The sequence below is a fragment of the Ruegeria lacuscaerulensis genome, assembly GCF_013031245.1.
GTDB classification, from domain to species: domain Bacteria; phylum Pseudomonadota; class Alphaproteobacteria; order Rhodobacterales; family Rhodobacteraceae; genus Ruegeria; species Ruegeria lacuscaerulensis_C.
In genome coordinates this window covers 81,041-95,395 of record NZ_WPZL01000002.1, presented here as the reverse complement: position 1 = coordinate 95,395, position 14,355 = coordinate 81,041, and the positions used below count along the sequence as shown (strand labels likewise).

Here is a 14,355-nt window from a genome sequence, read left to right as displayed (position 1 = left end):
CCCCTTTTCCATTTGCGAATTTACTTCGGTCAGTTCGGGATCAAATCCGGAACGATAGTCACAATCGACGGGAAGAACCAAAGGATCGCGATCCCCACTACCTGGATCAATACGAACGGAATGATCCCGCGATAGATGTGACCCGTCGTGACCTCTTTCGGAGCAACCCCCCTCAGGTAGAACAGCGCAAACCCGAACGGCGGCGTCAGGAACGAAGTCTGCAGGTTCACCGCTACCATGATCGTGACCCATTTCGGATCGAACGACCCACCGTAGATCACCGGACCCACGATGGGGATCACGATGTAAATGATCTCGAGGAAGTCCAGCACGAACCCCAGAAAGAACAGCACCAGCATCACGATCAGGAAAACCGTGAACTCGTTGTCGAAACTTTTCAGGAACTGCTGAATATAGTGCTCGCCCCCGAATGAGATAACCACGAGGTTCAACAGCTGCGACCCGATCAGGATGGTGAAGACCATCGAGGTCACCTTGGCCGTCTCGCGCACCACCGGCGTCAGGACGCCACCGGCGTACAAAACCCAGCACCCGAACAGCAGTCCGAACAGCGCGTACAAATAGGACGCATAGGCGACGATGAAAGCGATCCAGGTTTCGACCGTGACATTGCCCTGATTGATGCGCAGGTCAAAGTTGACTCCCATCAGCAGCGCAATGATCACGGCAAAGGTCGACCAGATGATCACTTTGCCCGAGCGGCCTTCGTCCTGAAGTTTACGATAGGCCGCCAACATGATCGCCCCGCCAGCGCCAAGCGCCGCAGCCGGTGTCGGGTTGGTGATGCCACCGAGGATCGAGCCCAAAACCGCAATGATCAGAACCAGCGGCGGAAAAACCACACGGATCAGGTCATTGGTCGCGCAGCGCGCGGCGGCCTCTTTACAGCCGTAGATAGCCAGAGCGAAAGGCAGCGCCAACAGCAGGAACGTGGCCCCCGACGACGTGGTCGGCGCGATCAGCAGTACATCCGCCAGCAACATCAACAACAAACCAATGGCTCCGAGGATCAGCGGTTGCGCCGGTTTCGACGGCGCAATGCCGCGCCCCAAAACCAGTGTCAGACCCAGCAGCACAACGATAACCGCTACGCCGTTGCCGATCGGTGCAGCGGCGGCAATCTTGGCGTCACGCGCCGCAACCAATTCCTCTTCGCTCAGACGCTGCGAAGCCGTGGAACCGCCGGCTCCATCGATGGCTTCCTGCTCGTCCACCGCCTGATCCCAGGCAGACTGGCCGTGCAACTCGATCATCGAAGCCTTACACTCGGCCGAAACGTTGGTGCGCAAAGATGCTCCTGCCCCGACATCCGAGAACGCCGAGATCGAGATGTTCTGACTGCCGATCACCCCCGCGCTGCCCAGCAGAACTGCACCGACGATCAAAGCAACCGGAGCACCCAGCAACCAGGTCAGACCTTCGGCGCGGGTGATGGGTTCTCCACTGCCGCCTGTTATGGCAACTGCCGGAGCCTTTTCCGGGTTCAGCAGCGCATAACCAAAGGCATAAAGCGCATAGAGCAGCGCCAGCATGATCCCCGGCAGCAGGGCCGCCTGGAACAGCGTGCCAACCGAGACAACCGCAGGTTCACCCAGATAGGTCAGTGCGTCGGTACATCCTGCGTCCACCGCGCGTGTCTCCTGTGCGGTCGAATACAGATCACCGGCCAGCGTGCCCAGCAGAACGATCACGATCGACGGCGGGATGATCTGCCCCAGCGTCCCCGATGCCGCAATCACACCGGTCGCCAGTTCGGGCGAGTAGTTGTTGCGCAGCATGGTCGGCAGGGCCAGCAAACCCATAGTCACAACGGTCGCGCCCACAATCCCGGTCGAGGCCGCAAGGAACGCCCCCACAACCACGATCGACACGGCCAGACCGCCCGGCAGCGGACCAAAGACGCGCGCCATCGTTGTCAGCAGGTCGTTTGCGATTTTCGAACGTTCCAGCGTGATCCCCATCAGGACGAACATCAGCACGGCCAGCAGGGTCTCGATGGATTGTCCGGCCAGCACACGCTCGTTCATGCGATTCACGATGAAAGAGACGTTGCGGTCCAGCGCGGTTTCCCACCCGGCGGAAAATACCGGCTCGGCTATTCTCGGCAAATCCGGGTATCGGAATACGGATACGGTATCGGGCTTTACCCCGGAATTGACCAGATCGCGATACATGGCCGACCCGGTGTCAATCGCCTGATGCACCAGCAACCCGGCACTGTCCAAAGCCGCAATGATCCCGAAGGAAATAATCCCGGCCCCACCGATGGCAAAGGCCACCGGGAACCCGGACAGGATGCCTCCGAAAAGGCAGAAGAATACGATAATGAGGCCTATCTCGACGCCATCAAGTCCGAATAGCATTGTCTTGGTCTCCGTCCTTAATGTGCGCCTTCGTAGGCTTCTTCACCCTCGCCAAGGCTGTCCTTGTCGAGGTATTTTCCAACGCTGTCCGGGCCTTCCACGTATTCCAGATACGAGCGGTACAGGAACGCGATTGCGTGCAGGAACACCATACCGGCAAAGGCGACCAGCAGGATCTTGAACAGGAAATAGGCGTTGAATCCGTTGGGGCTGAACCCGATGGTTTCGACATTCCAGCGCAGCGCGCGTGACTTCATCACCAACCGGTCCAGGGTATCACTGGCCGAGGGTTTCGGCACGATCAGGTGCCGCCACATGAAATACCAGCCATACATCCAAGTCAGTACGGCCATGGGCATCATGAACAGCAAAGCGCCCAGCATATCGACGACCCGCTTGGCGCGGTGGCTGATACCGGCATAGATCAGGTCAACGCGAACATGCCCCCCCTGCACAAACGTGTAGGTACAGCAGAGACAAACGACCATGGCGTTATAAAGTTTCAGTTCTTCGGCAAACCAGCTGATGTCCATCTGGAACGGAATGCCAAACCCAAAAGCCATATCCGGTCGAGTAAATACGCGCTGCATGAAAACGATGATGATTTGCTGAACTACCATCAACAGACCGGCCCATGCAAAGAAACGTCCGGTGGTGTTGGCGAACCCCTCAAGGCCCCGCACCATGCCCCACATGAAGTTCCGATAGTACAGCCCAATGGCAGTCAGAACCAGAAAGATGGTGAAAACCACAAAGAAGAATTCGACCGAGCCGCCGTAATAGACAAAGCGCATGATGGCTTCTTTGTCCGACCAGTTCAGCCACAGCTGCGGATGCGTGATGGCGTATCCGAAATTATAGAAGGCTTCGGCAATGTTCTGAACGAACCAAACCAGTCCGTTCCACAGGGCGCCGAAGAACGAGATACCGTTTTCGTCCTGCATGTTGTCCCCAGGTCGCGTCAGTTGCATTGCTGATTATAGCGGGTTTGATGGGTCCGCGCATTTGCAACAGGAAAGGTTTCCCCGCTCAGGCGGGGAAACCAATTGATCGAGAAACGAATTGTTAGCCGCGTACGCGGTTACGCTGAGTGGTGTAGACACCCGACGACAAGTCCAGCCAGCCTGCCGAAGACGTCGACGATGCCACAGCGCTGTCGTGGATCTTCTTGAACAGCTCGTCGCCCATGTTCTCGTCCAGCACTTCCTGGCTGGCCGCACCAAACGCATCCCAGACGCTGTCCGGGAATTCCATGACCTTGACGCCGCCCGACTGAAGACGCTGCAGCGCCGCACCGTTGTTGGCCAGGAACTGCGACAGGTTCCACTGGTGGCATTCGCCGGCGGCGATTTCGATGATCTTTTGCTGAGCGGGTGTCAGGCTTTCGAACACGTCGCGGTTGGTCGCCAGCGACAGGCCTGCATTCGGCTCATGGAAGCCAGCGGTGTAGTAGACCTTGGTGATTTCCTGGAAACCAGCCTTTTCGTCTGCCCAGGGACCGATCCACTCGGTTCCGTCAATCGCACCCGACGACAGCGCCTGGTACACTTCCGAGCCCGGAATGTTCTGAACCGAGGCACCCAGTTTACCCAGAGCTTTACCACCCAGACCCGGCATACGGAACTTCAGTCCGTTGAAGTCTTCGGGGCTGTTGATCTCTTTCGAGTACCAGCCGCCTGCCTGCGCACCGGTGTTACCGGCCAGGAACGATTTCAGGCCAAAGATCTGTCCCAGCTCGTCGTGCAGTTCCATGCCGCCGTCCTGATAATACCAGTTGACCATTTCTTGCGCGGTCATGCCGAACGGAACAGCGGTGAAGAAGGCATAACCCGGATGCTGACCCACAAAGTAGTAATCAGCCGCGTGATACATGTCGGCCTGACCCGATGATACGGCGTCGAAGACTTCAAATGCGCCAACCAGTTCACCCGCTGCCTTGATGTCAACAGTCAGGCTGCCATCCGACATTGCGTTGATGCTGTCTGCACAACGCTGGGCACTGTCGAACACGCCAGCCAGACCACGGCCCCACGAAGTTACCATGGTCAGTGTGCGGTTGCCCTGCGCATAGGCCGGAGCCGCCAGAGCGGTCGCTGCCGCTGCCGAACCGCCCAGTGCGGATTTTTTCAGAAATGAACGACGATCCATATGAGTATTCCTCCCCTACATGTCCAAAACCCAGGCAAATGCCGGGTGCAGTCGTTATCAGTGCGCGCCAGATTAAGGGGCAGGTTTTGAATGTGAATACCTACTACTGCGTAGACGGCAGGGTTTTTGTCGGACACAGCGGCAGAAACTGTTTCAATTTCCGCCATTTCTTCGTTTCACAGGCCGCGTTGCGGCACTCAGGCCCAAAAATTTTGCATTTTCCCCCGCGCTTGCGTATCGATTCGAGCATGAGGGGATTCCGAAACCTGATTTCGCTAACTTATGGCCAGAAACTGTCATTGGTGGCAGCGATTCCACTGGTCGTGGCAGTTGCGGCAATTGCGCTGCTGGTCGCCTATGAGTCCCGCGCCACAGCCGAACGCGAGATCCAGGCGCTGGAACGTCGGCTGATCGAGGCCAAGAAAGAAGAACTGAAGAATTACGTTACACAAGCCCGGAATGGTTTCGCCTATATCTATGGGCGTGCCTCGCCTGACGACCGCGTTGCCAAGAATCTGGTAACACAGATTCTGTCGGCGATGATTTACGGGAAAGACGGCTTCTTTTTCGTCTATGACTATGACGGCACCAATCTCGTCAGCCCGCGCCAGACCGAATTCATCAATCGCAACTGGGAAGGTCTGACAGACAGCGATGGCACCCCGGTCGTGGACGAGTTCATCAGCCTCGCCCGACAAGGTGCAGGGTGGCACAGCTTCATGTGGCAAAAGCCCTCGACCGGGGAAGAGGCACAGATGATCGCCTACGTCGTCGGCCTGCAGGATTGGCAATGGGCCGTCGGCACCGGGGTTTTCATCGACGACATCGTGGCAACCGTTGCCAATGCCCGCGCCGAGGTTGAAGCCCGCGTGCAGCGGACCTTCATGTACATTGGCGGTATCGTTCTGGCCGCCGTGCTGATCGTCTTTGCCTCGGGCATGTTGCTGAACGTGCGCGAACGCAGGCTGGCGGATGCCAAGCTCAAAGAACTGACCCAGCGCGTGTTTGACGCCCAGGAGGAAGAGCGCGGTCGCGTGGCGCGCGAGTTGCACGACGGGATCAGCCAGATACTCGTAGGCGTGCGCTATGCCTTGGACAACGCCCGTAGGCGACTTTCGCGAGGCGATGACGAAGGTGCCCGTGATCCGCTGGACAAGGGAATTGATCACCTTGGCACCGCGATTACCGAGGTCCGCCGCATCAGCCGTGACCTGCGCCCCGGCGTGCTGGATGATCTGGGCCTCGGCCCTGCCCTCAAGGCGCTGACGGATGATTTCCGCGAACGCACGGGGATCGAGACCGAATTCTCGACTGTTGTGTTCCGCAACCGGCTGGATCAGGACAGCAAGATCGCCCTCTACCGGATAGCGCAGGAGGCCCTGACCAATATCGAACGGCATTCCGGCGCAACCCGGGTTACGATCGACCTGCGCGGCCACAAGAAGGGGGCGACGATGCGTATCACCGACAACGGCCACGGCTTGACCGTCGGGCCGGATCAGGTCAGCACCGGTATCGGGCTGCGCAATATGGAGGAACGCATCGCACAGCTTGACGGATCGCTGCGCATTCTGTCATCACGCGGACCACGCAGCGGCACGGTGATCGAAGCCCGCCTGCCGCTGAGCCACTTGCTGCCGCCGCAGGAAGACTCGCCACTGAACCGAAAGGCCGGCACATGAGCGAAAAGACGATCCGGGTCCTCATCGTAGACGACCACCCGATGGTGGCCGAGGGGATTCAGTCGATCCTTGAAAGCTACTCGGAAATCGACGTGGTGGGGACCCTCAGCAATGGTCAGGATGCGGTCGATCAGGCGGCGGTCCTGTCACCCGACGTTATCCTGATGGACCTGAACATGCCCGGCATGGGTGGGCTCAGCGCGACCGAGATCATTCTGGAGCGGCTGCCGGACACCCGCATCCTGATCCTGTCCATGCATGACAGCCCGGAGTACATCTCGACGGCGCTCAGTCACGGTGCCAGGGGATATGTGCTCAAGGATGTGCAGACTGAAGAAATCAAACAGGCCATCGATGCGGTAATGCGCGGCGAACAATATCTCTGCACCGGGGCCAGCGGGTCCTTGAAGCCCAAGGAAGACGGTGGGCGCGAAGCACTGACCGGGCGCGAGCAGACGATCCTACTGGAACTGGCCCAGGGTAAGTCGAACAAGGAAGTTGCCATCGCCCTGGAAATCTCGGTTCGTACCGTGGAAACGCACCGCAAGAATATCAAACGCAAGCTGGGCATCTCATCAACGGCCGGCCTGACCCGCTATGCGCTGGAACACGGTGTGCTGCAAGGAACAAGCCCCGGGTTTTAAACTCTGCCCGCAGCGCGCAGCGCTGCCGGGCCCAACCGGCGGAGGTGCGCCAAAGGCGCATCGACAACGGGCGGGAGGCCCTTGCCTCAAGCCCTCGGTCGGATGTCCTGACCAAAGAACACCAGCGTTCCGTCCTCGTCGATAACGTGAAACTCGCGTTGCTGGTAAGGTTGATCGAAAGGCGGGCGCACGCGGCTTTCGGGCAGGTCCGCCAATCCGGGACGCAGTTCCTCATAAAGGTCGTCGATGCCATCGACATCTATGTAAAAGGATTGATCGTCCCCCAACGCCCGACCGTCCTCGCGCGGTGGGCATTCGATCAGCCTTATGGCTACTTTTTCCAGCGACAAAAACGCGTAATTGTCTTGCCGGAAACCGCAGGAAAACCCCAGACGGTCACAATAGAAATCAATCTGCTTCTGCAAGGAAGAGCACAATACAAATGGCGTGAGTTGCAAAATACGAGGCACCAGACCCTCCGACTGCTGAAATGTCATCCGGTCTTAGCCTAACATGAATCAGTCCAGCAATTTGTCCTTTCTCACCCGCTCCCGTTCGTGGTGATGTGGCAATACGCGGCCATAAAGCTGCCGTGTCCGTTCGACACCGCCACACATTCCTTTGGCTTCGACAAAGGAATATATCCCGACGTATCGTTTGCGCGCACCTTCTACCGGCGCGACCCGATGCAACGAATACCGCCCCTTGAATATCTGCAGATCGCCGGGCTGCAGGGCCAGTTGCCGAACCCGTGCCATGTTGCCATCCAGAACCGAGGCAACGGCATCAAAATTCTCGTCCTCTGCACTGCGAAGATTGGGGACATATTCGAACGCACCGCCCTGCTCTCCGTTCTGGATGGCCAGCGTCACGGTGTAATTGTTGGTGTCGAAATGCCAGGGAAAGCCCTGCCCCTTCTCGACCACATTTATGATTACGTCCGCCAGCGGATCATCATAGCGAAAGAACCGGTCTTCGGGCTCGTTCAGCGCGTCTCGGATGAAGGGCATGAACCCCTCGAACTCGTAAATCCTTCGCAACGGGCCCGCTTTGGGAAAACTGTCGGCAGGCACAAAAGCGTTCGAGCGGTCATAAAAACGGCGTATCGGATGACCTATCCCAAAGCGCGGATCATCTTTGGTGAAATACGCATTCGTACGATTAAAAGATCGGTGTGCTTTCGGAGCAACCGCGTTAGCTTCCGCCAGTAACTGCTCCAGCCCCTCGGCGTGAACGAAGCCGGGTAAAACGGCACAGCCATCCTGATCCAGCTCGCGCCTCACATCGGCGATCATCCGGTCATAGGCGCGGGAGTCCGGGCGATCGATCGGATACCGCCCCAGATCCACCAGGTCCTGCAGCATATTCCACCTCCGTAACCTGCCCTGTCAGGTTCAGCGTGCCTTAGTCCAAATGGCCTATCATGCCCGTTTCGGACATTGCCCTGACGCTTTCTGACAAGTTGCAAAACGGTCCAAACACCCCGCTCGCAAAGAGAAGTTCACGGAAATTCCCAACATGCGTCAATCTGCGCAATAAAATGTCGCAAAATTCACCCCTCAGGTTACAAAATTGGTACGATTGCCTGTTGACGCCCCTTCCCCCCGCTCATAATGTCCCCTCCAAGCAAAAAGGAGCCTCTGGCGATGAGAACGCTAGTCGTAATCGTAGGAACCACGCGCATGGGCCGGTGACGGTAAACCATAATCGAACCCATGCGCCTCCGAAAATCTCGGGGGCTTTTTTTTGTCAAACGCAAGACACATGTCGCGAACGGAGCAAAGCAGATGACACGTGAGATGACCGGCGCAAAGATGGTGGTACAGGCCCTCAAGGATCAGGGCGTGGACACGGTATTCGGATACCCCGGCGGCGCCGTGCTACCGATCTATGATGAGATCTTTCTGCAAAACGACATCCGTCACATTCTGGTGCGTCACGAACAGGGCGCGGTTCACGCCGCCGAAGGCTATGCCCGCTCGACCGGCAAACCCGGTGTCGCGCTGGTGACCTCCGGCCCCGGCGCGACCAACGCGGTGACCGGCCTGACGGATGCGTTGCTGGACTCAATCCCGATTGTGGTTCTGACCGGTCAGGTTCCGACCTTTATGATCGGCTCGGACGCCTTTCAGGAGGCCGACACCGTTGGCATCACCCGCCCCTGCACCAAGCACAACTGGCTGGTGAAAGACACGGACTCGCTGGCCGCGACGATGCACGAGGCGTTCCACGTTGCCACTTCGGGCCGTCCTGGTCCGGTGCTGGTCGACGTTCCCAAGGATGTGCAGTTCGCCTCGGGCGAGTACAGCCCGCCGAAACCGTCAACCTCGCATTACCAGCCAGTTCTGAAAGGCGATCTGGAAGAGATCACTGAGCTTGTTGCAGCCATGGAGACGGCGAAGAAGCCGGTGTTCTACACCGGCGGCGGCGTGATCAACTCGGGCCCAGCGGCCAGCCAGTTGTTGCGTGAGCTGGTGGATGCGACCGGATTCCCGATCACTTCGACCCTGATGGGCCTGGGCGCGTATCCGGCTTCGGGGAAAAACTGGCTGGGCATGCTGGGCATGCACGGGCTCTACGAGGCCAATCTGGCGATGCACGACTGCGACCTCATGATCAATGTCGGTGCGCGCTTCGATGACCGGATCACGGGACGGATTGATGCGTTCTCGCCGAACTCGAAAAAGGCGCATATCGATATCGACCCGTCGTCGATCAACAAGGTGATCCGCGTGGACATCCCGATTGTCGGCGACGTGGCGCATGTGCTTGAGGACATTCTGAAGGTGTGGAAGGCACGCGGTCGCAAGACCAACGCCGCAGCCGTCAAGCAATGGCAGAGCCAGATCAGCGACTGGCGCAAGGTCAACTGTCTGGCTTTCACCAACAGCGAAAAGACCATCAAACCGCAACACGCTCTGCAACGGCTTGAGGCGCTGACCAAGGATCACGACCGCTATATCACCACCGAGGTCGGCCAGCACCAGATGTGGGCCGCGCAGTATCTTGGTTTTGAAGACCCCAATCGGTGGATGACATCGGGTGGCCTGGGAACGATGGGCTATGGCACTCCGGCATCGATCGGTGTGCAGATGGCGCATCCCGACGCGCTGGTGATCAACGTCGCGGGTGAGGCCTCGTGGCTGATGAACATGCAGGAAATGGGCACCGCCGTTCAGTATCGCCTGCCGGTGAAACAGTTCATCCTGAATAACGAGCGTCTGGGCATGGTCCGCCAGTGGCAGGAGCTGCTGCATGGCGAGCGTTATTCACACAGCTGGTCTGAGGCCCTGCCCGATTTCGTCAAACTCGCCGAAGCCTTCGGCGCCAAGGGCATCATGGTCAGCGATCCGGCAGACCTGGATGATGCGATCATGGAAATGATCAATTACGACGGTCCGGTAATCTTCGACTGCCTGGTTGAAAAGCACGAGAACTGCTTCCCCATGATCCCATCGGGCAAGGCGCATAACGAGATGCTGCTGGGCGAGGCCGAAACGCAGGGTGTCATTCAGGCCGGCGGCGCTGTTTTGGTCTGACAAATATCGAATTTTGTCGCGCGCCACGGGCGCCTGATACTCAAGAATGACGAAAGGGACATAAATGTCTGCCCTACATATCAAAAAAGGCTCCACCCGCCATTCGGCCTATAACCTGCGCCCCACTTTCTCGGACGTGCAGGAACAACACACAATTGCGGTTCTGGTGGAAAACGAACCCGGTGTTCTTGCCCGTGTAATCGGGCTGTTCTCGGGCCGGGGTTACAACATCGAAAGCCTGACCGTGGCCGAGGTCGATCACACCGGCCACCTCAGCCGGATTACCATCGTCACCACCGGGACGCCGCAGGTGATCGAACAGATCAAGGCGCAGTTGGGCCGAATCGTCACAGTGCATGACGTGCATGACCTGACTGTCGAAGGCCCCTCGGTCGAGCGTGAGCTGGCCATCATCAAGGTTGTGGGCGCAGGTGACAAGCGGGTCGAGGCCCTTCGCCTGGCCGATATCTTCCGCGCCAATGTTGTGGACAGCACGCTGAACTCCTTCATCTTCGAGATCACCGGTGCGCCGGACAAGATTGACGCCTTTGCCGATCTGATGCGCCCGTTGGGCCTCGTCGAAATTGCCCGTACCGGCGTCGCGGCCCTGCTACGCGGCGAGTAATCTCTGCCCTCACCCTGTCGGAGAATTCCTTCAGGGTGAGGGAACCAAAGTTTCTATGTTTGTATCAAACTCTGAATTTGGCCATGGATGTCCTGTCCAATGCGGCATAAATCCGCAAAAGCTTATACAAAATAAAATAAAGCCTATTGCGTTTGTTGCTTTGAGCGTTAGCCTCTGGGTGTGACGTGGCGTTGGGATGCGTCCGTCAAAGTCATCTGTACGATTTTGACGCATAATTGGCCTTTCGGCCGACGGTATTGCGTAAACAAAATTGAGTCGCGAGAACCTGGGACGACAATGACAAATGATCACCGCAACCCTGCCGAATTGCGCAGGATGTTCGGCGCCAATCTCCGGCGTCTTGCCCGGCAATACTCGTCAATTTCGGAACTTTGTCGGCAGCTTGGGATCAATCGGACCCAATTCAACAGATATCTGGGCGGAGAGAGTTTTCCGCGGCCTGACGTTCTGGACCGGATTTGCCGGTTCTTTGAAGTCGATGCCCGAATTCTGCTACGACCACTGGACGAGATCGAACGCGCGCCGACACACCCCGCGGCCTCGGCCCTGACCGATTTTCTGGGCTCAGGCCCGACGACATTGACTGAAAACCTGTTTCCGGCAGGGTTTTATTATGCCACCGAAACCGAGCTGGACGAACAGCAGCCATCCAGGCACCGGCTGTTTCACGCGCGCAGATTGCCACAATGTACGCTCGTGCGCGGCTACGAACCGCGCCCGGGAATGCCCGGAGCTCTCCCGACTGAACGTGAAGTACAGGGGATCGCAGCCTGCGCCGGACGGCAGATTTACATCCTGATGTCCAGCCGGGCCTCTCAAAACAGCCGAATATACCTTGTGACACGTGGGACGGAAGAGCACTCGGATCGCTGGCGCGGCGTTGCGATCTGCCTGTCGAAGACCACGGCCAGTGCGACCACAACGCGACGTATCCTTCTGCGCCACCTGGGAGAAGACCCAACAGCGGTTTTGGCGGCGGCGCGCACGGCTCGCCGCTCGGAGCGGCCTGCGCCACAGGCAGTCAGGTAGCGCAGCTGTAGTGGTCGACCGTACTAAGCTGCCTCTTCCTGCCGCGCCTGTGCGATTAGCCGATACAAATGCCAACTTGCATGACCCAGCAATGGCAGCACAATCAATAGGCCCAAAAACCACGGTATCATGGCTGCAAAGGTCAGAACCGCGATAAACACGCCCCACCCTAACATGATCCTTGGATTGTCGCGGACATAGGCAAAGCTGGCAATCATGGCCGTCACGAAATCCAGCTCCCGGTCCAGCAGCATCGGGATCGAGAGAACCGTGATCATGTACAGAACCGTCGCAAACACCGCCCCGACGGCAGTTCCAACGAGCAACATCATCAACCCGTTGGATGTCTGAAGAACTTCAAGCGACGTCGTCACATTGGTCATGGTTGAAAGCCCCATGAACAGGGCAAAAATCATGTGGCCCAGAAAGAACCAGAACAGAAACATGACAACAATGATCGCACAGATCGAAGGCAGCTGACGACGGCTTTGCTGCACGACAACGCCGAAAATGGCGCCGAAGTCCAAGGATTCTCCCTGTTCCAGCCGGTGCGACACTTCATATAGTCCGACAGCAGCAAATGGTCCGAGCAGAGGGAAACCGATGGCGGCAAGCACCAGCCAATATGATGTTTCTGATTGCACCGTGATCCACGCAATAGCCCACCCTGCCAGTACGTAGAAGCCGGCGAAAAGTAACCCGAATACCGGCGCCCGACGAAAGTCGGCCCAGCCCCGGCGCAAGGCGTCGCGCAACATATCCGCGTTCACAGGCCCCATGTTCGGAACACCAAATGGTTTGTCCATATTCCGTTTCTCCTCCCTTAACGGCTTTATTGTCGTGCCGGATAATTTTGTGGCCAACCGGTGGCGGCGTGATATGCGGCACCGATTGACAAGATGCGGGCATCTGACCCGCGTGGTCCAAAAATCTGCATTCCCATCGGCAACCCTTTGGCCCCAAACCCGACCGGGACGGACAAACAGGGCAAACCAATCAGGCTGACCGGCACCATGACCTGCATCCACCGATGATAGGTATCCATGCTATTTCCTGCAATTTCGGTCGGGTACGGCGTTTCGATCTCAAAGGGCCAAACCTGCGTCGAGGGCAGGATCAGGGCGTCATAGTCGTTGAACACCTCCGCAGCACGCCGGAACCATTCCGTGCGCGCGACACTTGCATGATGAACCTCCATTGCCGTCAGGGCTAGCCCCCGATCCAGTTCCCATTGTGCCGTGTCCTTCAGCGCCGCCCGCTGCTCTGCCAGGGGAGCGAGGTTGGCGGCCACGCTCCAGGATCGCAATGTGGCCCAGCTGTCCCAGATCCGCTCTGCCTCGATTGGCGGCGCGACGGCCTCGACCCTGGCCCCAAGTTGCGTGAAGACTGAGAGTGCGTTCTGGCAAAGGTCACGAATGCCGTCTTCAAATGGGTAAGCGCCGCCCCAATCATCCAGCCATCCGATCCGCATACCTTTTAAATCAGCTGTACTGACGGGCGAAACCGCCGGACTTGGCACCGCATGAGGTTGTCGCGGGTCAGGCCCCGAGATCACGTCCAGGAAAACTCCCAGGTCCTCGGGCCTCCGCGCCATCGGGCCGAGTGTGGACAGTTGATGCAGATAACCATCCCCAACAGGCTCGGGCGGAACCCGCCCCCAGCTCGGCCGGAACCCGTAGACATTGTTCCAGGCGGCCGGGTTGCGCAGGCTGCCCATCATGTCGGACCCATCCGCCAGTGCCACCATTCCCGCCGCCAGCGCCACTGCGGCCCCACCCGACGATCCACCACAGGTACGCGTCGGGTCATACGCGTTGCACGTCGCCCCATGAACCGGGTTAAACGTATGCGAGCCAAGTCCGAATTCCGGGGTATTGGTCTTACCGATCAGGATCGCCCCCGCCGCCCGCATCCGCGTCGCGATCAGATCGTCCTTCTTTGCGATATTGTCCTGAAAGATCGGCGACCCTTGCGAGGTCACCATTCCGGCGACATTGACCAGGTCTTTGACCGCGATTGGCAATCCATGCAGCGGGCCTGTAACCGGCCCGTCATCCAACACGCGCGCCTCGGCCATCAATTCATCCGGGTCGCGCAACGCCACGATGGCGTTCAGGGGGCCGTTCACCGACGCGATACGGTCCAGAGTTGCCCGCATCAGTTCGACCGCTGATGCCTGCCCTGTGGACATCGCGTTCAACAAGTCTGTTGCGGTTGTTTGGCTTAGGTCCATCCCTGGCGCATCCCTCTTACAGGATCAGCCTAGCCGGGGCTCATCTCCAT

12 protein-coding genes are annotated in these 14,355 nt (G+C 58.4%); 5 read left to right on the top strand and 7 right to left on the bottom strand.

The window, feature by feature from the left end; translation table 11 throughout:
* Window positions 1-29 precede the first annotated feature (29 nt).
* From GOX66_RS03020 to GOX66_RS03010, 3 genes are all read right to left on the bottom strand, one after another.
* A complete protein-coding gene (locus GOX66_RS03020) occupies window positions 30-2,384 on the bottom strand; it encodes a TRAP transporter large permease subunit (RefSeq protein ID WP_170759472.1) in 2,355 nt (784 codons plus the stop codon).
* Between the two features lie 17 nt (window positions 2,385-2,401).
* Window positions 2,402-3,328, bottom strand: coding sequence for a TRAP transporter small permease subunit (locus tag GOX66_RS03015; protein WP_170759470.1), 927 nt, complete (start codon window positions 3,326-3,328; stop codon window positions 2,402-2,404).
* A gap of 121 nt (window positions 3,329-3,449) precedes the next feature.
* On the bottom strand, window positions 3,450-4,532 hold the full coding sequence (locus tag GOX66_RS03010) for a TRAP transporter substrate-binding protein (protein WP_170759468.1): 1,083 nt from the start codon (window positions 4,530-4,532) through the stop codon (window positions 3,450-3,452).
* A gap of 248 nt (window positions 4,533-4,780) precedes the next feature.
* On the opposite strand from GOX66_RS03010, the gene GOX66_RS03005 reads away from it, so the two are divergent.
* Window positions 4,781-6,214: a cache domain-containing protein gene (locus GOX66_RS03005; RefSeq protein WP_170759466.1), complete on the top strand. Its 1,434-nt coding sequence runs from the start codon at window positions 4,781-4,783 to the stop codon at window positions 6,212-6,214.
* Window positions 6,211-6,858 carry a response regulator transcription factor gene (locus GOX66_RS03000; RefSeq protein WP_170759464.1) on the top strand — a complete coding sequence of 216 codons (648 nt, stop codon included), beginning with the start codon at window positions 6,211-6,213 and terminating at the stop codon, window positions 6,856-6,858. Before GOX66_RS03005 ends, GOX66_RS03000 begins: the two co-directional genes overlap by 4 nt.
* A gap of 86 nt (window positions 6,859-6,944) precedes the next feature.
* Here GOX66_RS03000 and GOX66_RS02995 read toward each other — a convergent pair whose 3' ends face one another.
* Together GOX66_RS02995 and GOX66_RS02990 are read right to left on the bottom strand one after the other, a co-directional pair.
* Entirely contained in the window at window positions 6,945-7,355 is a 411-nt protein-coding gene (locus GOX66_RS02995) for a VOC family protein (RefSeq protein ID WP_174822637.1), read from the bottom strand.
* Between the two features lie 21 nt (window positions 7,356-7,376).
* A complete protein-coding gene (locus GOX66_RS02990; protein ID WP_170759461.1) occupies window positions 7,377-8,222 on the bottom strand; it encodes a HalD/BesD family halogenase in 846 nt (281 codons plus the stop codon).
* A gap of 423 nt (window positions 8,223-8,645) precedes the next feature.
* Here GOX66_RS02990 and GOX66_RS02985 point away from each other — a divergent pair, with 423 nt between their 5' ends.
* The 3 genes from GOX66_RS02985 to GOX66_RS02975 all read left to right on the top strand — a co-directional run bounded on the left by GOX66_RS02985 (window position 8,646) and on the right by GOX66_RS02975 (window position 12,072).
* Entirely contained in the window at window positions 8,646-10,397 is a 1,752-nt protein-coding gene (locus tag GOX66_RS02985; protein WP_170759460.1) for an acetolactate synthase 3 large subunit, read from the top strand.
* 64 nt (window positions 10,398-10,461) lie between these two features.
* The gene (gene ilvN, locus GOX66_RS02980; protein ID WP_170759459.1) at window positions 10,462-11,022 is read left to right on the top strand and encodes an acetolactate synthase small subunit; all 561 of its coding nucleotides are present in this window, start codon (window positions 10,462-10,464) and stop codon (window positions 11,020-11,022) included.
* Window positions 11,023-11,319: 297 nt separating this feature from the next.
* Entirely contained in the window at window positions 11,320-12,072 is a 753-nt protein-coding gene (locus GOX66_RS02975; protein ID WP_237212472.1) for a helix-turn-helix domain-containing protein, read from the top strand.
* A gap of 23 nt (window positions 12,073-12,095) precedes the next feature.
* Here the strand turns inward: GOX66_RS02975 and GOX66_RS02970 are convergent, their stop codons facing one another.
* Together GOX66_RS02970 and GOX66_RS02965 are read right to left on the bottom strand one after the other, a co-directional pair.
* Entirely contained in the window at window positions 12,096-12,878 is a 783-nt protein-coding gene (locus GOX66_RS02970) for a DUF2189 domain-containing protein (protein ID WP_170759457.1), read from the bottom strand.
* A gap of 26 nt (window positions 12,879-12,904) precedes the next feature.
* Entirely contained in the window at window positions 12,905-14,305 is a 1,401-nt protein-coding gene (locus GOX66_RS02965; RefSeq protein ID WP_170759455.1) for an amidase, read from the bottom strand.
* Between the last annotated feature and the right edge of the window lie 50 nt (window positions 14,306-14,355).